The sequence below is a fragment of the Streptomyces sp. NPDC012935 genome (assembly GCF_042900345.1).
Lineage (GTDB): Bacteria > Actinomycetota > Actinomycetes > Streptomycetales > Streptomycetaceae > Streptomyces.
The window spans coordinates 41,945-66,966 of sequence record NZ_JBIBBC010000022.1 but is presented as its reverse complement, the minus strand read 5'-3'; the positions used below and the strand labels follow the sequence as shown (position 1 = coordinate 66,966).

Genomic DNA, 25,022 nt, shown 5'->3' with positions numbered 1-25,022 from the left:
CGCCGTGAGTGAGGCAGTTCTCGCCACCGAGGCTGCCGAGGCTCCCGGAGCGCCTGCTCCGGGAGCCTCGGGCACCCGTCAGTTCTGGCGGCGGCTGCGGACGCAGCGCGCCGCCCTCGTCGCGGCCGCCGTCGTCGCGCTGCTCGTCCTGGTCGCGCTCGCCGCACCGCTGCTCACCGCGATCGAGGGCCAGGACCCGACCACCTACCACCCCTCCTTGGTGGACTCCGCACGCGGCGGAGTGCCCATCGGGTCGTTCGGGGGAGTGAGCGCCGAACACTGGCTCGGCGTCGAACCGCAGACCGGGCGGGACCTGTTCGCGCGGCTCGTGTACGGCGCCCGGGTCTCGCTGGGAGTCGCGCTGGCCGCGACCGTCGTCCAGATCGCCATCGGTGTCGTGGTGGGCGTGGCGGCCGCGCTCGGCAACCGTTGGGTCGATCAGCTGCTCAGCCGCTTCACCGACGTCATCGTGGCGATGCCGCTGATGATCATGGCATTGGCGCTGCTCGCGATCGTGCCGTCGAGCTTCCCGCGACCCGTGCTGGTCGCCGTCGTGATCGGCCTGATCGCATGGGGCAACATCGCGAAGATCGTGCGCGCCCGGACGCTCACTCTCAAGGGGCTCGACTACGTCGCCGCCGCCCGGCTCAGCGGTTGGGGCACCTGGCGGATCGCCCGCCGGGAACTGCTGCCCGGCATCGCCGCACCGGTCATCACGTACGCGGCCCTGCTGGTCCCGGCCAACATCTCCGTGGAGGCGGCTCTGTCCTTCCTGGGTGTCGGTGTGAAGCCGCCGACGCCGTCCTGGGGGCAGATGCTCACCGCCGCCGACGTCTGGTACCAGGCAGCCCCGCAGTACCTCCTGCTGCCCGCCGGCGCACTCTTCGTGACCGTCCTGGCCCTCACCGTCCTCGGCGACGGCGTGCGCACCGCGCTCGACCCGCGCGCGGCGTCCCGGCTGCGCGTGGGCACGGGCCGCAAGAGGGAGGCCAAGGTATGAGCGGCTTCCTCGCGCGTCGCGTGCTGGGCGCCGTCGTCACGCTGTTCGCCATCTCGGTGATCGTCTACGTCGTCTTCTACGCCACCCCCGGCAACGTCGCCCAGATCACCTGCGGCCCGCGCTGCTCGCCCGCCCAGGTCCAGCAGGTCGCCGAGCAACTGCACCTCAACGACCCGCTGTACACGCGTTACTGGCACTTCCTCCAGGGTCTCGTCGCCGGCCAGGACTACTCGACGGGCGCGTCCGTGCAGCACTGCTCGGCGCCCTGCCTCGGGCTGTCGTACCAGAGCGACCAGCAGGTCACCGAGCTGATCCTGGCGAAACTGCCGGTGAGCCTGTCACTCGTGTTCGGTGCGATGGTGCTGTGGCTGGTCCTCGGCGTCGGCTCGGGCGTCCTTTCCGCATGGCGACGCGGGCGTCTCACCGAGCGGCTGCTGACCGGCGTCACGCTCGCCGGTGTGGCCACGCCGGTCTTCGTGATCGGCCTGGTCCTGATGATCGTCATCTGCGGCCGGCTGCGACTGCTGCCGTTCCCGCAGTACGTCGCGTTCACCGACGATCCCGAACAGTGGGCGTGGAACCTGCTGCTGCCGTGGCTCTCCCTGGCCCTCATCGAGGCGGCGGCGTTCGCCCGTCTCACGCGCGCGTCCGTGCTGGAGACGCTGGCCGAGGACCACATCCGCACCTTCCGGGCGTACGGCGTCGGCGAGCGGTCGGTCATCGGACGGCACGCGCTGCGCGGCGCCCTCGCGCCGGTCATCGCGCTCAACGCCAACAACTTCGGCGGCGCGGTCGGCGGCGCGGTGCTCACCGAGACACTCTTCGGCCTGCCGGGCATCGGACAGGAACTGGTCCATGCGGTCAACGTCGTCGACCTCCCGGTCGTCGTCGGCATGGTCCTGGTCATCGGCTTCTTCGTGGTCGTAGCCAACGCCGTCGCGGACGTGCTGTACGCGGTGGCCGACCGACGGGTGGTACTGGCATGAGCCTTGTGGACGTCACCGACCTGACGGTCGAGTTCGGGTCCCTGCGGGCCGTCGACGGCCTCTCCTTCCGGCTGGAGCAGGGCGCCGCTCTGGCTCTCGTGGGTGAATCCGGCTCCGGGAAGTCCACGGTCGCCTCGGCGTTGCTGGGTCTGCACCGCGGCACGGGCGCACGCGTCGGCGGTTCGGTCGAGGTCGCAGGCGTCGACGTACGGGAGGCGCCGGACGACGAACTGCGGCGACTGCGCGGCGGGAAGGCGGCCATGGTCTTCCAGGACCCGCTCTCCGCGCTCGACCCGTACTACGCGATAGGCGACCAGATCGCCGAGGTGTACCGCACACACACGCGTGCCTCGCGACGAGCGGCACGCGTGCGTGCGGTCGAGGTGCTGGACCGGGTTGGAATTCCGGACGCACCGCGGCGATCCCGTTCCCGTCCGCACGAGTTCAGCGGCGGCATGCGCCAGCGTGCCCTCATCGCCATGGCGTTGGCCTGTGAGCCCGACCTGCTGATCGCCGACGAGCCGACGACCGCGCTCGACGTGACGGTCCAGGCCCAGATCCTCGACCTGCTGCACACGCTCCGCGAGGAGACCGGCATGGGCCTCCTCCTGGTCACCCACGACGTCGGCGTCGCCGCCGAGAGCGTCGACGAGGTGCTGGTGATGCGCCACGGGCGGTCGGTGGAACGCGGCCCGGTCGCCGACGTCCTGGGTACTCCCGAGCAGCCGTACACGCGCGAACTGCTGCACGCGGTCCCGCGCGTGGACGCGCCGCGCGCCATTCATGAGGACGCCAAGGAGCCCGAGGGAGCGACGAACGCCCCGGCGGACGTCGTCCCCGCGGACGTCATTCCCACGGAGGTCATTCCCACGGAGGTCATTCCCGCGGACGTCATTCCCACGGAGGTCATTCCCGCGGACGTCATCGCCGCGGACGTCGTCCTGGAGGCGACCGGCCTCCGGCGTGAATTCGGGCGCGGCAAGCGGGCGTTCACCGCGGTGGACGACGTGACGCTGGCGATCCGCCGGGGCGAGACCCTCGGTGTCGTGGGGGAGAGCGGCAGCGGCAAGACGACCCTCGGGCGGATGCTGGTCGGCCTCCTGGAGCCGACGGCGGGCGAAGTGCGTGACGGCGGCCACGTGCGCGTGGGCGTGAATCCCGCGGTGCAGATGGTCTTCCAGGACCCTGTGTCCTCCCTCAACCCCCGCCGCACCGTGGGCGAGTCGATCGCCGACCCGCTCCGCGCGCGGGGCGAGGACGACGAGGGGCGCATCCGCGGGCGGGTACGGGAACTGCTGGGGCGCGTGGGGCTCGAAGCGGCGCACTACGACCGCTACCCCCACGAGTTCAGCGGCGGTCAGCGCCAGCGCGTGGGCATCGCACGGGCGCTCGCCGCCGACCCGCGCGTCATCGTCTGCGACGAGCCCGTCTCCGCGCTCGACGTCACCACGCAGGCGCAGGTCGTGGCCCTGCTGGGGGAGTTGCAGCGTGAACTGGGGCTCGCGCTGGTCTTCGTCGCGCACGACCTCGCCGTCGTACGCCAGGTCAGCGACCGGGTCGCGGTGATGCGGGGCGGGCGGATCGTCGAGGAGGGCCCCGCCGACGAGGTGTACGACAATCCGCAGGACCCGTACACCAAGCAGCTCCTGGCCGCCGTACCGGCGCTCGACCCCGGGATCGCGGCCCAGCGGCGGGCCGTGCGACGGGAGTTGGCCGCGGTGTGACCGTCTGCGCCGTTCAGGTGTGACGATGCGTGCGCGTTTACTCTCTTAGCGCGACGGAACGCGACCCGCACGGGAAAGTTACGACCGTTCACCCCTTTTGGTGGCGCGATGGACAACCGTCCGTCGCGCCACCGCCTTGTCCGCATACGTTCTTCCCGCTGTGAGCCGCCGGGGGAACGGCGGCTCCCCTAAGGGAGATCGGGGGTGTACTCGTGCGCATCGGACTGATTGCGGAGGGCGGCTATCCGTATGTGAGCGGTGACGCCAGGCTCTGGTGCGACCGGCTCGTGCGCGGGCTCGGACAGCACGAGTTCGACATCTACGCGCTCAGCCGCAGCGAGCGCCGGGAGGACGAGGGCTGGATCCCGCTGCCACCCCAGGTCAGCCGGGTGCGCACGGCGCCGCTGTGGGCGGCCGAGGACGACGGGGTGGTATACGGACGCCGTGCGCGCCGGCGATTCGCCGACTGCTACGGCGAGTTGGTGGCCGTGCTCTGCGCCGGGGCCACCACAGTCACGTCCGGAGCCCCCGAGGACGCGTCGGCCACCGAGGCGGACCGTTTCGGCAACGCGCTGTACGGCCTCGCCGAACTCGCCCGCGACGAGGGCGGGCTGGTGGGAGCGCTCCGCTCCGAATCCGCCGTGCGTACTCTCGAGCGCGCCTGCCGAGCGCGGGGCGCCCTGCGCACGGCGCGCGAGGCGCGCGTTCCCGATCTGCTGGCCGTCGCCGGGCATCTCGAACGCGCCCTGCGCCCCCTCTCGCTCGACTGGTACGAGGACGACGGCCTGGGCTCGGTCGACCTGTGCCACGCCACGTCCGGTGGTGCCGCGGCCCTGCCCGCCCTGCTCGCCCGCCACTTCTACGGCGTACCACTGCTGCTGACGGAGTACGGCGTCCGGCTGCGCACGCACTACCTGGCCGAAACCGACTCCTCGCCCGCCGTACGGTCCCTGCTCGCCGCCCTCCACGGCAGGCTCGCCGCCGAGTCATACGCCCGTGCAGCCCTCATCACGCCGGGCAACGGCCACGCCCGCCGCTGGCAGGAGCGCTGCGGCGCCGACCGCGCGAAGCTCCGCACGGTCTACCCCGGCATGGACGCCGACCGCTTCGCCGAGGTCGGCGAGAGCACGGAGCGCGCGGACGCGGACGCGGACACGGACGCGGACACGCTCGTCTGGGTCGGCCGCTTCGAACCGGCCAAGGACCTGGTGTCGTTGCTGCACGCCTTCGCCGAGGTCCGCAAGAAGCAGCCGAAGACCCGCCTGCGGATCATCGGCACCCCTGCGGGCGACGAGGGCGCCGCTTACCTCGGCCACTGCAAGGTGCTGGCCGCGCAGCTCTTCCCCGACGAGGCCGAGGGCCCGCACACGGTCGGCCACAACCCGGTCTCCTTCGAGGAGATCGGCGGCCCAGAGGTCCCGGCCCTCGCCGACGCCTACGCCTCGGGTGCGGTGGCCGTCCTGTCCAGCGTCGTGGAGGGCTTCCCGATCGGCCTGGTCGAGGCCATGTTCTGCGGCCGCGCCACGGTGTCCACCGACGTCGGCGCGGTGGTGGAGGTCATCGGCGGCACCGGTCTCGTCGTACCGCCGCGCAATCCCCGCGCGCTCGCGGAGGCCTGTGTGGCGCTGCTGCGCGACCCCGAGCGCCGCGAGCGCCTGGGCGCGGCCGCACGCGCGCGTGCGCTCGAACTGTTCACCGTCGAGCAGAACGTCGCAGCATTTCACGGCATTTACCTGGAGATCGTCTCGCGCACACCGGTCCGCCGAGTCGTCCTCGACGAGTCCGGCGCCCCCCTGCCCTTCGCCGTCCCCGCCGAGGCCCACGTCCCCGGCCGCTGGACCGACCGAACCGGGCGCCTGGTAGCCCGCGGCGGCCCACCCCGACCGCCAGGAGCCCCCGTACGCGCCACCGCGCTGCCCGCGACGGAGGGAGCGCGATGAACGGCCTGGGAGGACTGGACCGCCCCGGGGCCCCCACCAGCCCCGGAGCATGGCACGAGCGCTCACAGGACCGGCTTGCGCCGGAGACCTACGCGCGGGAGGACGCGGCGGCGGGGACGGGCGGTGCAGGGACGGGCGCGGCGGCGGGGACGGATGTACGGGCAGGCGCGGCCGCAGGGATGGAAGTAAGTGAAGGCGCGGCAGCGACGGACGGGTGGGGAGGCAGACCGGCAGCGACGGACGCAAGGCAAGGCGCAGCCGACGTGCCGCCCCCCATCGCCGCCGACGCACGAAACCCCGCCCCCACCCCGACCCCAACGCGCACGATCGGCGCCAGACCAACCCCCACCGACCCCCGTCCCACTTCCACCCCCACCCGCCGCACGGGCGCCGACCCGGTCAAGGCGCTGATGCACCGTCACCGAAACCTGTGCGAACGCGCGGTGGACCCGCTGGACATCGCCGCCGGCCTGGAGGCCCACGGCATCACCGACCGCACCGCGTCCCGCTTCCTGCACCGGGACGTCTTCTCCCTCGCGGAGGAGATGTACGCCCGAGTGCCCCGCGACGCGGAGTCACCCCAGGGCGCCCCGGTCCTCACCGCCCCCCGCGCCCGGGCCGACTGGATTCTCCTCACCCTCCTCCCCGGAGTCCTCTGCGTGGCGGCCGTGACCGCCCTGCACCTCACCCACGGCCAGTCCCGCCTGATCGCGGCCGTCGCAGGAACCCTCGCTGTGGCCCTCGCCGTGCGCGCCGCCCTGACCCGGGGCCCCCTCGTCGGCAAGGACCGCACACACCCCACCGCCACTCGGATCGCCTGGCTCGTCGCCTACACCCTCCTCGGCGACGGCCTCCTCCAGGCAGCCGCCACAGGAGGCCCGGACGCCCTCCCCATCGGCACCGCCGAAGGCCCATGGCCCCTCACCACGGCACCCGTTCTGGCCCTCACTCTCTCCTGCGCCCCGGCGGCGTGGTGCGCTCACCTCTTCGCCGTACGAGCCCGCCGCAGACTCTCGGCCAGTCGAGCCCTGGAGGAGTTCGCAACCTCGGCGAAGCCCTTGCTCCTGGGCACGTTCGCTCTCTACCTCTGCGCGTTGACGGCCCTGCTGACCCTCACGACCGCCGCCCTGGACGAGCCCCTCGCCTACCCCCAGACCCTCACCCTGGGCGCCCTTTTGCTCCTCTCCCGTCTCCTCACCACCTACGGCTTCACGCACGCCCCCGCGCTCGTCCTCACCGCCGCAGCCTCAGCCGAGGCAACGGCCCTGGCCACCCTCTTCGCCGCCCGCCTCCCCGGCTGCGCCTTACTGTCAACCCCCGTTCAGACGCTCATCGACACGTGGGGCCCGGCCGCCATCCCCACCATCGCCTGTGGCGCAGGCGCCCTGACCCTCCTACTGCACGCACTGCGCACGGTGACGAGGGCATCGGCACACGCGAAGGCGGACGACACATGCTGACGCGACAGCAATCACGCCGCGCCCCCAGCCGAGTACGGCGGCAAAGGGGGCGTGCCGAGGGGCGTCCGCCCGCAGGGAGCCGGCGTTCGGCGGACGTCATCGGACAGCTCCGGTTGCCCAACGGCAACCGCCCGACCGAGGCCGGACACCCGCGGCGCCGCCCCGACCCCCAACACACCCGCAGGCGTGACGGAAACCCGCACCCAGCATCACAGCCCGCCGCCGGCATACGCCCCCACAGCACCGCCGAACGCCCCCTGCCCGAAACCCCCCTCCCTCCCGGAAGCCCCTCCAGCTGAAGCCCCCGAAGGAGAACCCCAAATGATCACCTCCCGACCCGACCACTCCTCGGCCCCGGGAGCCGCCCGATGAGAGTCCTGCTGATCGGAGCCAACGGCTACCTCGGCCGCTTCGTAGCCGACCGCCTCCTCGCCGACCCCGCCGTCCAACTCACCGCGCTGGGCCGCGGTGACGACGCCGATGTCCGCTTCGACCTCGCATCAGGCAGCCCCGGCGCCCTCACCCGCTTCCTCGACGCGGTCCACCCCGGCGTGGTCATCAACTGCGCGGGTGCCACCAGAGGCGGTGCCCGCGAACTCACCCGCCACAACACCGTCGCCGTCGCCACCGTCTGCGAAGCCCTGCGCCGCAGCGGCTGCGGCGCCCGCCTCGTCCAGATCGGCTGCGGCGCCGAGTACGGACCGAGTCAGCCCGGCTCCTCCACGGCCGAGGACGCAGTCCCTCGCCCGGGCGGCCCGTACGGCGTCAGCAAACTCGCCGCCACCGAACTGGTCCTGGGCTCCGGCCTGGACGCCGTGGTCCTCCGGGTCTTCTCGCCCGCAGGCCCGGGCACCCCCGCCGGCTCCCCCCTCGGCCGCCTCGCAGAGGCCATGCGCCGCGCCATGCAGTCGGGCGACGGAGAGCTCAAACTCACCGGCCTCGGTGCCCAACGAGACTTCATCGACGTCCGCGACGTGGCCCGCGCCGTCCACGCGGCCTCGCTGTCCGCCGCGCAGGGCGTCATCAACATCGGCTCGGGCCGCGCCGTCCGCCTCCGCGACGCCGCAGCCGTGCTCGCCCGCGTGGCCGGCTACGGCGGCGCGCTCCACGAACTCGACGGCCCGCCCGGCCCGTTGCGGGCATCCATCGGCCACCCCCGCCCCGACTCGGACCACATGTCCCACGCCGGCCACACCGCGCACACCGCCCACGCGACGCACGTGGCCCATGCGGCCCACGCCGCCCAAGCGGGCCAGGTCTCCCCGGCTGCGTACCCGTACCCGGACGGCTGCGGCAGTTGGCAGCAGGCCGACGTACGCACCGCCCGCGACCGCCTCGGCTGGCGCCCCCGGATCAACCTCGAAGAGTCCCTGGGCGATATCTGGATGGAGGCGGCATGCCGTATCTGACCGGCGCCACGCCCACCACAGCGGAGACCGACTTCCGGACCGGCCTCGGCATCCCCGGCTACGCGCACCCCCTGCTCGCCCCGACCGAGTGGGGCGAGCTCACCCGCCCCGGCACCCCACTGGACTGGGTCGTCCTCAACGTCGCCGACGGCCCCGGCGCCCGCCCGGACCCCCATTGCCTGGAGGCCGCCGGGAGGCTCCGCAACGCCGGAGTCCGCGTCCTCGGCCATCTCGACGCGGCCCGCCTCGACACAGCCCAGGCCGCCTCGGCCCGCCTCGGCACGACCCGCCTCGACAGGGCGCACCTCGGCACGACCCACGCCGGCACGACCCACGCCGGCAGGACCCGCCGCAGCACGGCCCGCTTCGGCAGCGGCCACCGCGGCATGCCGCACGGCGCCCGCCCCTTCGACCAGCTGATCTCCGAGGCCCAGCGCTACCTCGACTGGTACCTCGTCGACGGCTTCTTCCTCGACCGCTGCCCGACCGAACGGGCCGCCCTGCCCGAGGTCCGCCGCACGGTCAGCACGCTCCGCGCCCTGCGTGACGAGGCCCACATCGTCCTCGGCCACGACACCCACCCGCACCCGGGCTACGCCGAGTGCGCCGACCAGCTGGTCACCTTCCGCGGCTCGTGGAGCGACTACCGCTGGTCGCAGGTCGCCGAGTGGACGGCCGACTATCCGGCCGACCGCTTCTGCCACTTCGTCCACGGAGTGCCCCTCGGACACCTCGACGAGGCACTGCGCATCGCCCGCTGGCAGGGCGCCGCGACCATCTGGTTCACCGACCGCACGGACCGCGGCGGGCGCACCGATCCCTGGGAGACCATGCCCGGCTACTGGGACGAAATCGTCTCGCGGATCGGAACAGGTGTCTCGGAATGAAAAAGGCCATGGCACTGTTACGGGGAGAACAACTGTAGTGATAGACCGACCAACGGAGTCCCCGTGTCGCTGCCACCCCTGGTCGAGCCGGCCCCCGAGCTCACCGTAGACGAGGTTCGCAGGTACTCCCGCCACCTGATCATCCCCGATGTCGGGATGGACGGGCAGAAGCGGCTGAAGAACGCCAAGGTGCTGTGCGTGGGCGCCGGCGGCCTGGGCTCGCCGGCGCTGATGTACCTGGCCGCGGCGGGCGTCGGCACGCTCGGCATCGTGGAGTTCGACGAGGTCGACGAGTCGAACCTGCAGCGCCAGATCATCCACAGCCAGTCCGACATCGGCCGCTCCAAGGCCGAGTCCGCGCGTGACAGCGTCAAGGGCATCAACCCGTACGTGAACGTGATCCTTCACGAGGAGCGGCTCGAGGCCGACAACGTGATGGACATCTTCAGCCAGTACGACCTGATCGTCGACGGCACGGACAACTTCGCGACCCGTTACCTGGTCAACGACGCCTGCGTGCTGCTGAACAAGCCGTACGTCTGGGGCTCGATCTACCGCTTCGACGGCCAGGCCTCCGTCTTCTGGTCCGAGCACGGACCCTGCTACCGCTGCCTCTACCCCGAGCCCCCGCCCCCCGGCATGGTCCCCTCCTGCGCCGAGGGCGGCGTGCTCGGCGTGCTGTGCGCGTCCATCGGCTCCATCCAGGTCAACGAGGCCATCAAGCTGCTCGCGGGCATCGGTGAGCCGCTGGTCGGCCGCCTGATGATCTACGACGCCCTGGAGATGCAGTACCGCCAGGTCAAGGTCCGCAAGGACCCGAACTGCGCCGTCTGCGGCGAGAACCCGACCGTCACCGAGCTCATCGACTACGAGGCCTTCTGCGGTGTCGTGTCCGAGGAGGCCCAGGAAGCGGCGGCCGGCTCCACGATCACTCCCAAGCAGCTCAAGGAGTGGATCGACGACGGCGAGAACATCGACATCATCGACGTCCGCGAGATCAACGAGTACGAGATCGTCTCGATCCCCGGCGCCCGGCTGATCCCGAAGAACGAGTTCCTCATGGGCACCGCCCTGGAGAGCCTCCCGCAGGACAAGAAGATCGTCTTGCACTGCAAGACGGGTGTCCGCAGTGCGGAAGTCCTCGCGGTCCTGAAGTCCGCGGGCTTCTCCGACGCCGTGCACGTGGGCGGCGGCGTGATCGGCTGGGTCAACCAGATCGAGCCGGACAAGCCGGTCTACTGACGCGACGGCTTCGCCCTCAGGGCGGAACCAGCTCCGGTGGCGGGGGCTTCGAGCACCACGGGTGGTCGAAGCCCCCGCCACCGTCATGAGCAGACCTTGCCGTCCTTGGGCACCGTCCCCTGAAGCAGGTACGCGTTGATCGCCGAGTCGACGCAGTCGCTCCCCTTCCCGTACGCGGCGTGGCCCTCGCCCTTCCATGTGAGCGTCACCCCGACACCCTTGCCGAGTTCGTCGGCCATTTTCCGGGTGCCCTCGTAGGGCGTCGCCGGATCGCCCGTGTTGCCGACCAGCAGGATCGGTGCCGCACCCGGCGCGCTCACCTCGGGAGTCTCGTACTGTCCGGCCACCGGCCAGTCGTGACACCAGCCCGCCGTGTCCCAGCCCAGCATGGGCCCGAACACGGGTGAGACCTTTTCGAACCGGGGCAGCAGCTTCCGCGCCTGCTCGGCGGTGGGGCGCTGCTTGTCGTCCAGGCACGATATGACCCGTTGTGAGTGGGTCCCCGTGACGTAGTGCCCCGACGGATCACGATCGTTGTACTCGTCGGCGAGCGCCAGGAGTTCCGAGCCGTCTCCCTGCTCGGCCGCATCGAGCGCACTGGTCAGGGTCGGCCAACTCGCCTCGCTGTACAGCGGCCTGAGGAGACCGGTGAGCGCCAGTGCCTCCGTGAGCTTTCGCTCGGATCCTGTCGGGAGAGGGCTTTCATCGATCCGCTTCAGCAGGCCCACGATCTCCTGCGTGCCCTCCTTTGCACCCTGGCCGGTGGACTCGAGGTAGTTGTTCAGAGCGCGCTGGAAGCCCCTGGCCTGGTTCTCGACGTGCCCAGCCGCGTCGGCGCTCGGGTCGGCGACCGCGTCCAGGATCAGACGCCCCACGTTCTTCGGGAACAAGTGGGCGTAGACGCCGCCGAGTTCGGTGCCGTAGGAGATACCGAAGTAGTGCATCTTCGGATCGCCGAGGACCTGGCGCATCAGGTCCATGTCGCGGGCGGTATCGGTGGTCGACACATGCGCCATCAGCTTCCCCGTGGACTTCTGGCAGCCCTTGCCGAAGGCGGCGGCGTCCCGGAAGTACGCCGTCTCCTCGGCCGGGGTGTCCGGCGTGATGTCCACCGACTCGGCGGCCTGGATCTCCTTGTCGCTGCGGCAGCGGACGCCTTCGCTGGCGCCCACCCCACGCGGATCCCAGCTCACCAGGTCGTATCGCTCGCCCAGTTCGGACGTGTTGGAGGCGTACCACGGCAGTGTGGACATCCCTGAGCTGCCGGGGCCGCCGAAGTTGAACAGGAGCGAGCCGATGCGGTCGTCGCCGCCCGCCTTGGAGCGAATCAGGGCGAGGCCGATCGTCCTGCCGTCCGGTTTCGCCCAGTCCAGCGGTGCCTTGAGCGTGGCGCACTGCCACTCGTCGCCCGGCGCGGGGGAGTCCCCGGCGGCCTTGCAGCGTCCCCAGTTGAGCTTCTGCGAGGTCAGAGAGGCCGGCAGCGTGGTCGCCGAACCTGTGGAGGTGCCTGATGAACTCGCGCCGCTCGTCTCCCCACCGGCCTCCGCGCCGTCCGAAGACGAGCCACCGCTGCAACCAGTCGCCAACAGCGCGGCGGCGGCCGTCAGAGCCGTCCACCGTACGAAACGCGCCATGCCAATTCCCCCCTCGCAGGCCGTCCGCACCGTGCCGCGGATGGCGGTCAGGCCATAGTAGGCGGATCACGAAAACGCCGTTGGGGCCTGTGGATAACTCTCTGACCTGCTGTTTTCCAGGCCATCGGGGCGATCTCAAGAGCAGACGGTCCCGGCCGCCGGCACCTTCCCGTCCAGCAGATATCCGTTCACCGTGTCCTGCACGCACTTGCTCTTGCTGTTGTACGCCCCATGCCCCTGTCCCTTGTACGTCAGCTCGACGCCCACCCCCTCGCCCAGCGCCTCCACCATCCGCCGCGCGCCTTCGTACGGCGTGGCGGGGTCGCCCGTGTTGCCCACGACGAGGATCGGCGCGGAGCCCGGCGCGCTCACGTCGGGATGGTCGGCGGCACCCGCCACGGCCCAGTCGGTGCAGCTGAGCATGGACCATGCGAAGGCGTCACCGAACAGGGGCGAGGCGGCCCGGAACTCGGGCAGTTTCCGCTCCACGTATTCCGGGGTGTACCGCGGCTTGTCGTCGGCGCAGTTGATCGAGATGTTGGCGGCGCTGATGTTGCTGTACTCGCCGTTCTCGCTGCGCCCGTTCAGCGAGTCGGACAGCAGCATCAGGATCCTGCCGTCACCGTCGTACGCCTGCTGCAGCCCCTCGGTCAGGTACTGCCAGAGGTCCTGGGAGTACAGCGCCTGCGCGATGCCGGTGGTCGCGGCGCTCTGGGTCAGCTCGCGCGGGAACACGCCCTGGATCGGCTTGCTGTCGAGGTCCTTCAGGAGCTTCGCCATGCGGTTCTTGACGTCCTGTGCGGTGTCGCCGATCGGGCAGTCCTCGATCTTCGAGGTGCAGTCCTCCGCGAAGTTGTCGAGCGCCAGCTGAAAGCCCTTGACCTGCCCGAGTGAGCCCTGCTCTGAGTTCTGCGTCGGGTCGACCACCGCGTCGAAGACCGCGCGGCCCACGTTCTTGGGGAACAAGTGGGCGTAGACACCGCCGAGTTCGGTGCCGTACGAGATGCCGAAGTAGTGCAGTTTGTCGTCGCCGAGCACCTGGCGCATCAGGTCCATGTCGCGGGCCGCGTCGGTGGTGCGCACATGCGGCAGCATCCCGTCGGAGTTCTCCTCGCAGGCGTCGTTGAACTCCTCGGTGCGGTCCACCAGTTCGGTCCGCTCGGCGGCGTCGTCCGGCGACGTGTCCTGCTGGAAGTAGGCGTCGAGCTGCTGGTCGTTCTCGCACAGTACCGGCGCGCTGCGGCCGACCCCGCGCGGGTCGAAGCTCACCAGGTCGTAGCGGGTGCGCAGCTTCTCGTACCCGTCGCCGAAGGAGGGCAGCGTGGTGACGCCCGACGCGCCGGGCCCGCCGAAGTTGAAGATCAGCGAGCCGATGCGCCGGTTCGGGTCGCCGCTGGACTGGGCCCGGATAAGCGCGATGTCGATCGTGTCGCCCTTGGGATCGTCCCAGTCACGGGGCGCCTTCATGGTGGCGCACTGCCATGAGTCGCCGTCCGGCAGAGGTGACGGGCTGCCCGCGCCGCCCTGCGCCTGGGAGGGGGCCGGGCAGTCCTTCCAGCTGAGCCGCTGGGCCGTGAGGTCCTCGTTCCCGGAGTCGTCGTCGCTGCAGCCGGCCAGCAAGGAGGACAGCAGCAGGGCGGCGGCGGTCAGGGCAGCGGCGCGCTTCCGGGGAGGGTTCGGCATGGTCCCATCCTGCGGTCGTACATGGTGGGGCGCTCGGGGCACGGTCCGTACGAGGTACGGCCGCGCCTCACCCGCCTACGTGCCCTTACAACGTACGACGCCCTGGTCCTCGTAGGACAAGTCCCCTCGTAGGACAAGTCCGCGGTCCTGGCAGGACAAGTCCGCCGTTCTCGCAGGACAAGTCGGCGCGTGTCACAGCGCGCCCTTGCGGGTCAGGTGGTTGAAGGCCAGCCAGCCCGGCAGCACCGGCAGCCACAGTGTCAGCAGCCGGAACAGCAGCACCGACGGCGCGGCGACCTCGCTGGGCAGGCCCACGGCGATCAGACCGACGGTCAGGGTCGCCTCCACGGCGCCGACGCCGCCCGGGGTCGGGGCCGCGGAGCCGAGGGCGTTGCCCGCGAGGAAGACGACGGCCACGCTGGCGAGGCTGATCGAGGTCCCCTCGCTGCCGAACGCCCTGATGGACGCGTCCAGGCACATCACGAAGCAGGCGGTCAGCAGCAGCATGCCGCCGATGCCGGTGACCAGCTTCTGGGGCCGCTGGAGCACGTCGAGCATGCGCGGCACGACACCCGCGAACAACGACCTCACGCGCGTGACGACGAATTTCCGCAGGAACGGCACCGACGTCACCACGAGCACCAGTACGGCCACGGTCAGCAGACCCGCGATGACGGTCCGGGACGGCGACAGCGACGGCGTTTTCTCGGTGCCGGTCAGATAACCGAAGGCCAGCAGCATCAGGATGTGGCAGCCGAGCCCGAACAACTGCGAGGCGCCGACGCTCGCCACCGCGAGTCCCGGCCGCACTCCCGCGCGCTGCAGGAACCGCGTGTTGAGGGCGACGCCGCCGACCGCGGCCGGTGCGACGATCTTCACGAAGGACCCGGCGACCTGCGCCGACACGGTCCGCCGGAACGGCACCCGCTCGGGCACGAACCCCAGCAGCGCCATCGCCGCCGCGAAGTAACTGGCCGCCGAGAACAGCACAGCCGCGGCCACCCAGCCCCACTCGGCGTTGGCGATGAGCGGGCCGAACTCGATGTGCGTGAGCTGCGTCAGCAGGAAGTACGCGCCGATGGCACCGGCGATGAGGCTGATCAGCGTGCGCGGCCGCACCCGCTCCAGTCGGGCGGGTTCGACGGGTGCCTGCGGCCTGATGAGCAGCACCTCGTGGCGGATCTGCGTGAGCAGATCCTCCTCGCGAGCCTCGTCCACGGCCTCATCGATGGCCCGCTTCTCGGCCCGCGCCTGCGCCCGTACGGTCTTCTTGTCCGGCTTTTCCGGCTTGTCGAGCTTCTTGTCGAGTTCCTTGTCCGGCTTGTCGAGTCCCGGCCCGGCGTCATCCGCGGCCCCCCCGCTGCGCGCGTGCTTGGCATGCCGCGAGGCCTCCAGCACCGCCTCACGCTCACGCTCGGCCCTCTCGCGGGCGAGCCGGCGCAGCGTCGCGCGCGTGGAGCGGCTCAGCGCGATGGGCTGCAGCATCGGCAGACAGTCGGCCACGGCGTCCGGACCGAGCACGCCCACCGCCGAGGCCACCGCGCGCTCCGCGCCCACGCGCAGGCCGAGCGTGACCAGCAGCTGCGAGATGTCCATGCGCAGCAGCAGATTGTTCGCCGCGATCTCGCCGATCCGCAGGTCGGTGATGATCACCTTGCCGGAACGATCCACCAGAATTGCGTCACCCACCAGCCTGCGGTGGGCGATGCGGCGGGACTGAAGGGCTTTCACCTGGAGCCAGGTACCGCGCAGCAGGTCGTCAGTGATCTCCTCGTCCGGCAGCGAGTCGAGTGTGTGCCCGCCGGTGTGCTCGTAGACCAGCATCACGGCGTCCGGGCCGAGCTCGGATGTGGCGATCAGCTTGGGAGCGTTGGCGCCGGCCGCGATCGCCGCGTAGGCGAGCAGCGCCTCCTGCTCCAGGGCCTGGCGCAGCGACTGGAGGCTGCTGCGGGTGGCGAAGCCGCGCAGGGTCAGATTGCGCCACGCGCGGTAGAAGAAGCCCTGGGCCTGCTGTTCCCGGTCCACCACCGTGACATCGAGCGGGGGGCCCTCCTCAAGGGTGACGAAGTAGCGCCGGCCCCGGTCGCCGGACTCCTCGGACACCTCCTCGCGGGCCGCGCTCACCGGGCGGAAGCCGACGTGCCTGAGGCCCGCCATCAGGGTCCGCCCCGTGGGCCGGACGTTGGGCGAGCCGACGGCGTACAGCGTGCCGTAGGCGACGGTCCAGCCGATCAGCAGCGTCAGCAGGATCGAGAACGGCGTCGTGTAGCCGGTGACCAGCATCGAGAAGGCGTACAGGACCAGGACCGCCCACAGGACCGCACGCCAGCGGGGTCTGCGGGACATGCCCACGGCGGTCATGTACGCGATGACCGGGGCGAGGTAGCCGTGCACCGGGTCGGTGAGGGAGCCGACGTCGCCGGGGGAGGGCTGGGTGAGCGCGTCCCGGATGGAGTCCGGGGCGGCCCGCGCGACCCACAGGTCCGTGGCGAGCGTCACGCCGTGAGCGAGGACCGCGGCGAGGACACCGTCGGCGATCCGCAGCCCGTCCCGCTTGATCAGGCGCTCGATCGCGAAGGCGACCGGCACCAGAAGGATCGCGATGCTGGACACCAGCCCGGCGATCTTGCTGAACAGGTCGGGCGCCTGCCCGGTGCCCTTGTTGATGTCCTGCTCGAGACCCGAGGTGGTGCCGTGCGCGAATGCGGCGACCGCGAGCAGCAGGGCGATGCCCAGCACGCCCACGAGGAGCCGCATCAGGTCGGAGGGACGGTGCACGCGCGCGGGGAGCAGCGGTTCGTCGCCCTCGACCTCGTCGGCGTGCACCTCTTCGAGGTCGTACGCGGCCTTCCCCTCGACGGCCTTGCGGCCGGCGTCACTCGCGCCGGCGCCCTTGCCGGGCTCGTCCGTCTTGCCGCCGTCGCTGTCGCCGGAGTCCTTCTTGTCGGCGTTCGCGGTGTCCGGGCGCGACGAAGCCGCAGAGGTGCTTTCCGCGTCGTCCGGGTGCGCACCCTGCTGCTTCATCGTCTCTTCTTGGTCTCGTATCACCAGTCACCGCCCGCACGATGGTGGCATGCCCCACCGACACACGGGGGCATCAGGGTGCAATGCGGGGGCGCACAGTCTGCCTGAAGCGTCGCCTCCGGGCGAGGCATACGCACAGTGGCGAGCGCGTCACATTGTCGGTGGGGTGCGGCAGGATGGGCCGGATGAGCGAGGAGAGGCTTCCGGACAACACCCGCCCGGAGTACGACCGGGCCCACCCGGAGCACGCGGACGCGTTGCCGGAGTATGCCGAACGCGTGCTCGAGGTCGCCGACCTGATTCCGCAGGGGCGCGTCATGACGTACGGGGACGTGGCGGAGTGGCTGGAGGAGGGCGGTCCCCGGCAGGTCGGCCGGGTGATGGCCCTCTACGGGGGCGCCGTCGCGTGGTGGCGGGTGGTCCGCGCTGACGGGGTCCTGCTGCCGGGCCACGAGCTGCGGGCGCTGGATCACTACCGCGCGGAGGGCACACCGCTGAAGGAGGCGAGCAGGGCCGCCGAGGGCCACCTGCCGCGCCTCGACATGAGACGGGCGCGCTGGGACGGCGGAGAACGCGCACAGGGTCACACCTGACAGCTTCCGCCATTGGACGGCCCGCTGTGTGACCTGTGATCCGTACGGGGGAAAGGGGGCACGTCCGTGGCATGACGTACGTTCGTGAGTCGAGGGACACACGTGCCATGAGTGGCCGGAGGGATGAACCGGAAGCCCTGCTTCCGCACTACCCCTCGGCGTAGCGTCTGCTGCACGTGTCGCCCTCACCTCGCAGCCACCGCCCTCCACGCGCGAGAGGCGACCCACCAGCACACCCACCAGGACCGGCGAATCACGTGAGCTCCTCTTTCTCCACCAGGCGCCTGTCGCACCCCCAGGTGCGACAGGGGGCCCGTGGCGCTTACCGGCTGGTGCGTACCCCTCCAGTGCGAGTGGCTCCCCCTCGTCTTGACGCCGCACAGCGCGCCGTGGTTGACCATGCCGCCGGTCCGCTTCTAGTTCTCGCAGGTCCGGGGACCGGTAAGACGACGACACTCGTCGAGTCGGTGGCGGAGCGCATCGCCCGTGGCACGGACCCCGAGCGCATCCTGGTGCTCACTTTCAGCCGCAAGGCCGCCGTGGAGCTGCGGGACCGCATGGCGTTGCGCATAGGGGCGGCCCGTGCGCCCCAGGCGACCACGTTCCACTCGTTCTGCTACGCACTGGTCCGCGCCCACCAGGACAGCGACCTGTTCGTGGAGCCGCTGCGGCTGCTGTCCGGCCCGGAGCAGGACGTGGCGGTGCGTGAGCTGCTCGCGGGCCAGCCGGACCTGGAGCGGCTCGGCCTCGCGCATGTGCGCTGGCCGGACGAGCTGCGCGCCTGCCTGACCACCCGTGGCTTCGCCGACGAGGTCCGCGCGGTCCTCGCCCGCAGCCGCGAACTGGGCCTCGGCCCGGACGCCCTGGACGCCTTCGCCCACCGCATCGGCCGCCCCGACTGGCGCGCCGCGGCGTCCTTCCTCGCCGAGTACCTCGACGTGCTCGACATGCAGGGCGTGCTCGACTACGCCGAACTCGTTCACCGCGCGGTGCTCCTCGCCCGCCGTCCCGAGGTCGCCGAGCGGCTCGCCGCGCAGTACGACGGCGTGTACGTCGACGAGTACCAGGACACCGACCCGGCGCAGGTACGGCTGCTGCACGCCCTCGTCGGCGGCGGGCGGACCCTCGTTGCCTTTGGCGACCCCGATCAGTCGATCTACGCCTTCCGCGGCGCCGACGTGAACGGCATCCTGGAGTTTCCGCACGTTTTCCCGCGCGCGGACGGCCGCCCCGCGCGCGTGGAGGTCCTGCGCACCTCCCGCCGCTCCGGCGCCGCCCTGCTGGCCGCGACCCGGCTGCTGACCCAGCGCATGCCGCTCACGCGCCTGCCGGCGGAGAAAGTACGCGCCCATCGCGAGCTGGCGCCGGTCCGCGAGGGCGGCCGCGTGGAGGTCTTCACGTACCCGACGCTCGGCACCGAGCTGGACAACGTCGCCGACATCCTGCGCAGGGCGCATCTGGAGGACGGCGTTCCGTGGGGCGAGATGGCCGTACTGGTGCGGGCCGGGTCGCGCACGATCCCGACCGTGCGCCGGGCGCTGACGGCGGCCGGAGTGCCTCTCGACATCGACGGCGACGACCTGCCGCTGAGGCATGAGCCGGCGGTGGCGCCACTGTTGACGGCGCTGCGGGCGGTGGCCACGGCCGAGGCCGCACTGGCGACCGAGGCAGCCGACGGGGGCGTACGGCGCGAATCCCAGGGGGAAGACGTACCGCCGCAGGACGGTGACCCCGGCGGCGACGACTCGACGGACGAACCCGCCCCCTCGTGGCTCGACACCGAGACGGCCCTGACCCTGCTCGCCTCGCCCCTCGCGGGCATGGACGCCGCCGACCTGCGCCGCCTCGGGCGGGCCCTGCGCGACGAGGAGCGGGCGGCAGGAAATCCCTTGCCACCGCCCTCCGACGACCTGCTCGCACGGGCGCTCGCCGAGCCGGAGCGCCTGGCCGTGCACGACCCCACATACGCGCGTGGCGCCCAGCGCCTCGGCGCGCTGCTGCGCAAGGCCCGTGAGCGCCTCGCGGCCGGCGGTACGGCCGAGGAGGCGTTGTGGGACCTGTGGGAGGGCACGCCCTGGCCCACGCGCCTGGAGCGGACGGCCCGCCGCGGCGGCGCGGCCGGCCGCAACGCCGACCGTGACCTCGACGCCGTATGCGCACTGTTCGCGACAGCGACCCGCGCGGAGGAGCGCACCGGCGGCCGGGGAGCCCTGAACTTCCTGGAGGAGATCGAGGCCGAGGACATCGCCGCAGACACCCTGACGCGGCGTGCCGTGCGCCCCGACGCCGTGCGCCTGATGACCGCGCACCGCTCAAAGGGCCTCGAATGGCGCCTGGTCGTCCTCGCGGGCGTCCAGGAGGGACTGTGGCCGGACCTGCGCCGTCGCGGCTCCCTCCTGGAGGCCGACCGCATCGGCCGCGACGGACTCGCCGAACCGCTCACCCCGGGCGCGCTGTTGGCGGAGGAGCGCCGCCTGTTCTACGTCGCCGCCACACGCGCGCGTGAACGCCTCGTCGTCACCGCGGTGAAGGCCCCGGCGGACGACGGCGACCAGCCCTCCCGCTTCCTGACCGAGCTCGGCGTGGAGCCCAAGGACGTGACCGGCCGCCCACGCCGCCCGCTGTCCGTCGCAGCCCTCGTGGCCGAACTCCGGGCGACGACGGTCGACCCGCGCGTGTCGGAAACGCTCAGGGAGGCCGCCGCCCGCCGCCTGGCCCGGCTCGCCGCGCTCGCCGACGAGGACGGCCGCCCGCTGGTCCCGGCCGCGCACCCCTACCGCTGGTGGGGCATGTTCGAGCCGACGGAGTCCAAGGTGCCGCTGCGCAACCGCGACCAGCCCGTCGTGCTCTCCGGAAGCGCCCTCGAGCAGCTCGCCAACACCTGCGCCCTGCAGTGGTTCCTGGGCCGCGAGGTGAAGGCCGACGCGCCCGCGACGGTCGCCCAGGGCTTCGGCAACGTGGTGCATGTCCTCGCCGACGAGGTCGCCTCCGGACACACCCCGGCCGACCTCGCCGTCCTCATGGAGCGCCTCGACTCGGTGTGGAACGCACTCGCCTTCGACGCGCCCTGGAAGTCGGCGCAGGAGAAGGACAACGCGCGCGTGGCGCTCGAACGCTTCCTCAAGTGGCACGTGATGGACCGCGCGGGGCGAACCCCGGTGGCGAGCGAGCACGACTTCGACGTCACCCTCGGGGCGGGCGACTTCGAGGTGCGCATCCGTGGCCAGATGGACCGCGTCGAGGCCGACGGCGAAGGGCGTGCCTACGTGGTCGACTTCAAGACCGGCAAACAGGCTCCCAGCGCGGCCGACGTGGCCCGCCACCCGCAGCTCGCCGTCTACCAGCTCGCCGTCAACGAGGGCGCCGTCGACGAGGCCTTCGACGGCGTACGCCCCGAGCCGGGCGGCGCCGAACTCGTCCAGCTCCGCCAGGGCGCCGCCAAGCGCGACGGCGGCGAGACGCTCCCCAAGGTGCAGGGACAGCAGCCCCTGGAGGGCGCGGAGGGGGAGTGGGTGGGCGACCTGCTGGCCACGGCAGCGGGCAAGGTTCTCGACGAACGATTCACACCGACCGCGGGCCAGCACTGCACCCACTGCGCGTTCCGGGCGTCGTGCAGCGCACGGCCCGAGGGGCGGCACGTGATCGAGTAACGCCTCGTCAGTGACGGGAGTGACCGATCGCACCACCCGTGCTGACCTGCGGTTCTTCCGGCCCGCGGAGTGATCCGGCGTCGACTGTCAGTGCCCGCCGCTAGCCTCTCTGAGGTGTCCGCCCGTATCACCGATCCCGAGCAGCTCAAGGAGCTCCTCGGCATCCCGTTTACTCCGGAGCAGACGGCCTGTATCACCGCGCCGCCCGCCCCGCAGGTCATCGTGGCCGGAGCCGGATCGGGCAAGACGACGGTGATGGCGGCACGCGTGGTGTGGCTGGTCGGCACCGGCCAGGTCGCCCCCGAACAGGTCCTCGGCCTGACCTTCACCAACAAGGCCGCCGGTGAACTCGCCGAGCGCGTCCGCAAGGCGCTCATCAAGGCCGGCGTCACCGACCCCGACGTCATCGACCCGGACAACCCGCCGGGCGAGCCGGTGATCTCGACGTACCACGCCTTCGCCGGCCGTCTGCTGACCGACCACGGCCTGCGCATCGGCCTCGAACCGACGTCCCGCCTGCTCGCCGACGCGACCCGCTACCAACTCGCCGCGCGTGTGTTGCGCGAGGCCCCGGGCCCATATCCGGCACTGACCCGCTCCTTCGCCGACCTGGTCAGCGATCTGCTCACCCTCGACGCCGAACTGGCCGAGCACCTCGTACGGCCCGCGGCCCTGCGCGCGTACGACGCGGAGGTGCTGCTCACCCTGCAAGGTGCCAAGCTCACCAACGCCGATCTGCGCAAGGTCCCCGAGGCGGCCGCGGCGCGCCGGGAACTGGCCGACCTCGTGGGCCGCTACCGCGCGGCCAAGCGGGAGCGGGATCTGCTCGACTTCGGCGACCAGATCGCCCTGTCGGCACAGCTCGCCGGGGTCCCCGAAGTGGGCCGCATCCTGCGCGACGAGTTCCGTGTGGTCCTCCTGGACGAGTACCAGGACACGTCCGTCGCCCAACGCGTCCTCCTGGCAGGCCTCTTCGGAGGCGGCACCGGCCACCCGGTGACCGCCGTCGGCGACCCCTGCCAGGCGATCTACGGGTGGCGCGGCGCCTCTGTCGCCAATCTCGACGACTTCCCCGAGCACTTCGCGCACGCCGACGGCCGCCCCGCCGCGCGCCAGGCGCTCAGCGAGAACCGCCGCAGCGGCGGCCGGCTCCTCGACCTCGCCAACGGTCTCGCCGAGCCACTGCGCGCCATGCACGCGGGCGTGGAGGCCCTCCGCCCGGCACCGGGCGCCGAGCGTGACGGCACGGTCCGATGCGCCCTGCTGCCCACCCATGCCGAGGAGATCGACTGGATCGCCGACTCCGTGGCGCATCTCGTCCGCACCGGCAAGGAACCAGGGGAGATCGCCGTCCTGTGCCGCACGGCGACCGACTTCGCCGAGATCCAGGCGTCGCTCGTCGCCCGGGACATCCCCGTCGAGGTGGTCGGCCTGTCCGGGCTGCTCCATCTGCCCGAAATCGCCGATCTGGTCGCCGTCTGCGAGGTTCTCCAGGACCCCGGGGCCAACGCCGCCCTGGTCCGCCTCCTCACCGGCCCGCGATGGCGTATCGGCCCGCGCGACCTCGCCCTCCTGGGGCGCCGCGCACGGCGGTTGGTGTCCCACGCGCGGGTGGACGGCGACGACGACCCGGACCGACGCCTCGCCGAGGCCGTCGAGGGGGTCGACCCCGCCGAGGTCATCTCGCTCGCGGACGCCCTCGACACCTTCCTCGAGACGCCGATGGACAGCGACGGTGACGACGACGGGCTGCCCTTCTCGCCGGACGCGCGCGTGCGGTTCGCGCGCCTGGCCACCGAACTGCGGGACCTGCGCCGCTCCCTGTCCGACCCGCTGATGGACGTCCTCCACCGCGTCCTCGCCGTCACCGGCCTGGAAGTGGAGCTGTCGGCCTCCCCGCACGCGCTGGCCGCCCGTCGCCGCGAGACCCTGTCCAACTTCCTCGACATCGCCGCCTCCTTCGCGGCCGGCGACAACGAGGCGTCCCTGCTCGCTTTCCTGGGCTTCCTGCGCACCGCCGCTCAGTACGAGAAGGGGCTCGACAACGCCCTTCCGGGCGGCGAGAACACCGTCAAAGTGCTCACCGCGCACAAGTCCAAGGGCCTGGAGTGGGACGTCGTCGCCGTCCCCGGCCTGGTCACGGGCACCTTCCCCAGCACCCAGGGCCGCGAGAAGTGGACCGCGCAGGGCAAGGTCCTGCCGCACGAGCTGCGCGGCGACACCGACACGCTCCCGGACGTCGCCTCCTGGGACTCCCGCGGCCTGAAGGCCTTCCACGAGGCCATGAAGGACCACCAGCACACCGAGGAACTCCGCCTCGGCTACGTGACCTTCACCCGCCCCCGTTCCCTGCTCCTCGGCTCCGGCCACTGGTGGGGCCCCACCCAGAAGAAACCTCGCGGACCTTCTGACTTCCTCGTGGCTCTGTACGACCACTGCGCGGCCGGGCACGGCGAGATCGAGGCATGGGCCGACGAGCCGGCCGACGGCGAGGAGAACCCGGCCCTGCACCGGGAGAACGCCGACCAGCTGTGGCCCCTGCCTCTCGACGAGGCGGCGATGGCCCGACGCCGGGCGGCCGCCGAGACGGTCCTGGCCCACCTGGAGACCCTCACCTCCCACGAGGACGCCCACCCCACCGCCGCCCACGACCCGGACACGTACGACGATCCGGACTGGCCGCCGCCGCCGGACGACGACGAAGCGTTCGCGGACGATTTGCCCGACGGGGACGCTCCTTTCGCCGACCAGGCCTTCGCCGACGAGAGATTCGCCGACGAGGCCGTCGCCGACGAGGCCTTCGGCGACTACTTCGGGGACGGATCCCGCCGAGACGGTTCCTTCGCGGACGGCTCCCGCGGGGACAAGCGCATCGCGGACGCCCCCGACGAGTCCGTCGCCGGCGCCCGCTCGTCCGGGGAGGACCTTGACGACTGGGACTCCTGGCCCACCGGCCGCCCGACCATCCCGCATCAGGCGACGGCCCCGGAGCCCCCCGCCGGACCACCCGCACGCCCCCATCCCACGGACACGGAACCCCTCACCCCCGAGGAGATCCGCACCCTGGCCTCCTGGGACCGCGACCTCGACGCCCTCACCGGAGAGCTCCTGCGCGCCCGCGGGAGCGTCACCGACGTACCCCTGCCCACGACGCTGACCGCGTCCCAGCTGATGCGGCTGGCCGCCGACCCGGACGGGTTCGCGCAGGAGCTCGCCCGCCCGATGCCGCGTCCGCCACAACCTGCCGCGCGCCGGGGCACCCGGTTCCACGCCTGGGTCGAGGCCCGCTTCGAAGAGCTCACGCTGCCCATGCTGGAGCCGGACGACCTGCCCGGCAGCGAGGCCGAGATCGCCGACGAGCGCGACCTGGAGGTTCTCAAGGACGCCTTCGAGCGCACCGAATACGCGCACCGCACGCCGTACCGGGTCGAGGCCCCTTTCCAGCTCGCGATCGCGGGCCGCGTCGTGAGGGGCCGTATCGACGCCGTCTACAAGGAGGGCGACGGCGACGGGGCGACGTACGAGATCGTCGACTGGAAGACCAACCGGACCTGCACCGCCGACCCGCTCCAGCTGGCCCTGTACCGGCTCGCCTGGGCCGAGCAGGAGGGCGTGCCGCTGGAATCGGTCAAGGCCTCGTTCCTCTACGTCCGCAGCGGCGAGGTCGTACGACCGGAGGAGCTGCCGGACCGGACTGCGCTGGAGCGACTGCTGACCGAGGACCCGGTCACGGAGGCGGAGTGTGAGGAACCGCCCACCGAGGATGTCGGTGCGGGCCGATAGGCTCGTG

General features: G+C 71.8%; 14 protein-coding genes. 11 read left to right on the top strand and 3 right to left on the bottom strand.

Annotation, left to right across the window (positions count from 1 at the left end):
- Window positions 1–4: 4 nt before the first annotated feature.
- The 8 genes from ACFY5C_RS36115 to moeZ all read left to right on the top strand — a co-directional run bounded on the left by ACFY5C_RS36115 (window position 5) and on the right by moeZ (window position 10,648).
- The gene (locus ACFY5C_RS36115) at window positions 5–1,000 is read left to right on the top strand and encodes an ABC transporter permease (RefSeq protein ID WP_389452882.1); all 996 of its coding nucleotides are present in this window, start codon (window positions 5–7) and stop codon (window positions 998–1,000) included.
- Window positions 997–1,986: an ABC transporter permease gene (locus ACFY5C_RS36110; protein WP_389452879.1), complete on the top strand. Its 990-nt coding sequence runs from the start codon at window positions 997–999 to the stop codon at window positions 1,984–1,986. The genes ACFY5C_RS36115 and ACFY5C_RS36110 overlap by 4 nt, the downstream gene beginning before the upstream one ends.
- Window positions 1,983–3,710: a dipeptide ABC transporter ATP-binding protein gene (locus ACFY5C_RS36105; RefSeq protein WP_389452876.1), complete on the top strand. Its 1,728-nt coding sequence runs from the start codon at window positions 1,983–1,985 to the stop codon at window positions 3,708–3,710. Before ACFY5C_RS36110 ends, ACFY5C_RS36105 begins: the two co-directional genes overlap by 4 nt.
- 212 nt (window positions 3,711–3,922) lie before the next feature.
- Complete coding sequence (locus ACFY5C_RS36100) at window positions 3,923–5,650, top strand: DUF3492 domain-containing protein (RefSeq protein WP_389452874.1); 1,728 nt, start codon at window positions 3,923–3,925, stop codon at window positions 5,648–5,650.
- Between the two features lie 179 nt (window positions 5,651–5,829).
- Complete coding sequence (locus tag ACFY5C_RS36095) at window positions 5,830–7,110, top strand: hypothetical protein (protein ID WP_389453063.1); 1,281 nt, start codon at window positions 5,830–5,832, stop codon at window positions 7,108–7,110.
- Between the two features lie 368 nt (window positions 7,111–7,478).
- A complete protein-coding gene (locus ACFY5C_RS36090) occupies window positions 7,479–8,519 on the top strand; it encodes an NAD-dependent epimerase/dehydratase family protein (protein WP_389452871.1) in 1,041 nt (346 codons plus the stop codon).
- Window positions 8,507–9,406, top strand: a complete 900-nt coding sequence (locus ACFY5C_RS36085) for a spherulation-specific family 4 protein (RefSeq protein WP_389452868.1) — start codon at window positions 8,507–8,509, stop codon at window positions 9,404–9,406. Before ACFY5C_RS36090 ends, ACFY5C_RS36085 begins: the two co-directional genes overlap by 13 nt.
- 63 nt (window positions 9,407–9,469) lie before the next feature.
- Window positions 9,470–10,648, top strand: a complete 1,179-nt coding sequence (moeZ, locus tag ACFY5C_RS36080) for an adenylyltransferase/sulfurtransferase MoeZ (RefSeq protein WP_369273271.1) — start codon at window positions 9,470–9,472, stop codon at window positions 10,646–10,648.
- Between the two features lie 83 nt (window positions 10,649–10,731).
- On the opposite strand, the gene ACFY5C_RS36075 is transcribed toward moeZ, so the two are convergent.
- The 3 genes from ACFY5C_RS36075 to ACFY5C_RS36065 all read right to left on the bottom strand — a co-directional run bounded on the left by ACFY5C_RS36075 (window position 10,732) and on the right by ACFY5C_RS36065 (window position 16,989).
- Window positions 10,732–12,282, bottom strand: coding sequence for an alpha/beta hydrolase (locus ACFY5C_RS36075; RefSeq protein WP_389452866.1), 1,551 nt, complete (start codon window positions 12,280–12,282; stop codon window positions 10,732–10,734).
- A gap of 135 nt (window positions 12,283–12,417) precedes the next feature.
- The gene (locus ACFY5C_RS36070; protein WP_389452863.1) at window positions 12,418–13,965 is read right to left on the bottom strand and encodes an alpha/beta hydrolase; all 1,548 of its coding nucleotides are present in this window, start codon (window positions 13,963–13,965) and stop codon (window positions 12,418–12,420) included.
- Between the two features lie 192 nt (window positions 13,966–14,157).
- Window positions 14,158–16,989, bottom strand: coding sequence for a YbhN family protein (locus ACFY5C_RS36065; RefSeq protein WP_389452860.1), 2,832 nt, complete (start codon window positions 16,987–16,989; stop codon window positions 14,158–14,160).
- Between the two features lie 185 nt (window positions 16,990–17,174).
- Between ACFY5C_RS36065 and ACFY5C_RS36060 the strand changes: the two genes are divergently transcribed.
- The 3 genes from ACFY5C_RS36060 to ACFY5C_RS36050 all read left to right on the top strand — a co-directional run bounded on the left by ACFY5C_RS36060 (window position 17,175) and on the right by ACFY5C_RS36050 (window position 25,015).
- Window positions 17,175–17,582: an MGMT family protein gene (locus ACFY5C_RS36060; protein ID WP_389452857.1), complete on the top strand. Its 408-nt coding sequence runs from the start codon at window positions 17,175–17,177 to the stop codon at window positions 17,580–17,582.
- Window positions 17,583–17,839: 257 nt separating this feature from the next.
- Window positions 17,840–21,232: an ATP-dependent helicase gene (locus tag ACFY5C_RS36055; RefSeq protein ID WP_389452854.1), complete on the top strand. Its 3,393-nt coding sequence runs from the start codon at window positions 17,840–17,842 to the stop codon at window positions 21,230–21,232.
- A gap of 114 nt (window positions 21,233–21,346) precedes the next feature.
- Window positions 21,347–25,015, top strand: coding sequence for a UvrD-helicase domain-containing protein (locus ACFY5C_RS36050; protein WP_389452851.1), 3,669 nt, complete (start codon window positions 21,347–21,349; stop codon window positions 25,013–25,015).
- Window positions 25,016–25,022: the final 7 nt, after the last annotated feature.

What these genes read in the sequence shown, in the direction of transcription:
- ACFY5C_RS36065 (WP_389452860.1), bottom strand. Translation starts at nt 16,989, where the DNA reads ATGAAGCAGCAGGGTGCGCACCCGGACGACGCGGAAAGCACCTCTGCG.
- ACFY5C_RS36085 (WP_389452868.1), top strand. Translation starts at nt 8,507, where the DNA reads ATGCCGTATCTGACCGGCGCCACGCCCACCACAGCGGAGACCGACTTC.
- ACFY5C_RS36095 (WP_389453063.1), top strand. Translation starts at nt 5,830, where the DNA reads ATGGAAGTAAGTGAAGGCGCGGCAGCGACGGACGGGTGGGGAGGCAGA.
- ACFY5C_RS36075 (WP_389452866.1), bottom strand. Translation starts at nt 12,282, where the DNA reads ATGGCGCGTTTCGTACGGTGGACGGCTCTGACGGCCGCCGCCGCGCTG.
- ACFY5C_RS36060 (WP_389452857.1), top strand. Translation starts at nt 17,175, where the DNA reads ATGAGCGAGGAGAGGCTTCCGGACAACACCCGCCCGGAGTACGACCGG.
- ACFY5C_RS36110 (WP_389452879.1), top strand. Translation starts at nt 997, where the DNA reads ATGAGCGGCTTCCTCGCGCGTCGCGTGCTGGGCGCCGTCGTCACGCTG.
- ACFY5C_RS36090 (WP_389452871.1), top strand. Translation starts at nt 7,479, where the DNA reads ATGAGAGTCCTGCTGATCGGAGCCAACGGCTACCTCGGCCGCTTCGTA.
- ACFY5C_RS36070 (WP_389452863.1), bottom strand. Translation starts at nt 13,965, where the DNA reads ATGCCGAACCCTCCCCGGAAGCGCGCCGCTGCCCTGACCGCCGCCGCC.
- ACFY5C_RS36105 (WP_389452876.1), top strand. Translation starts at nt 1,983, where the DNA reads ATGAGCCTTGTGGACGTCACCGACCTGACGGTCGAGTTCGGGTCCCTG.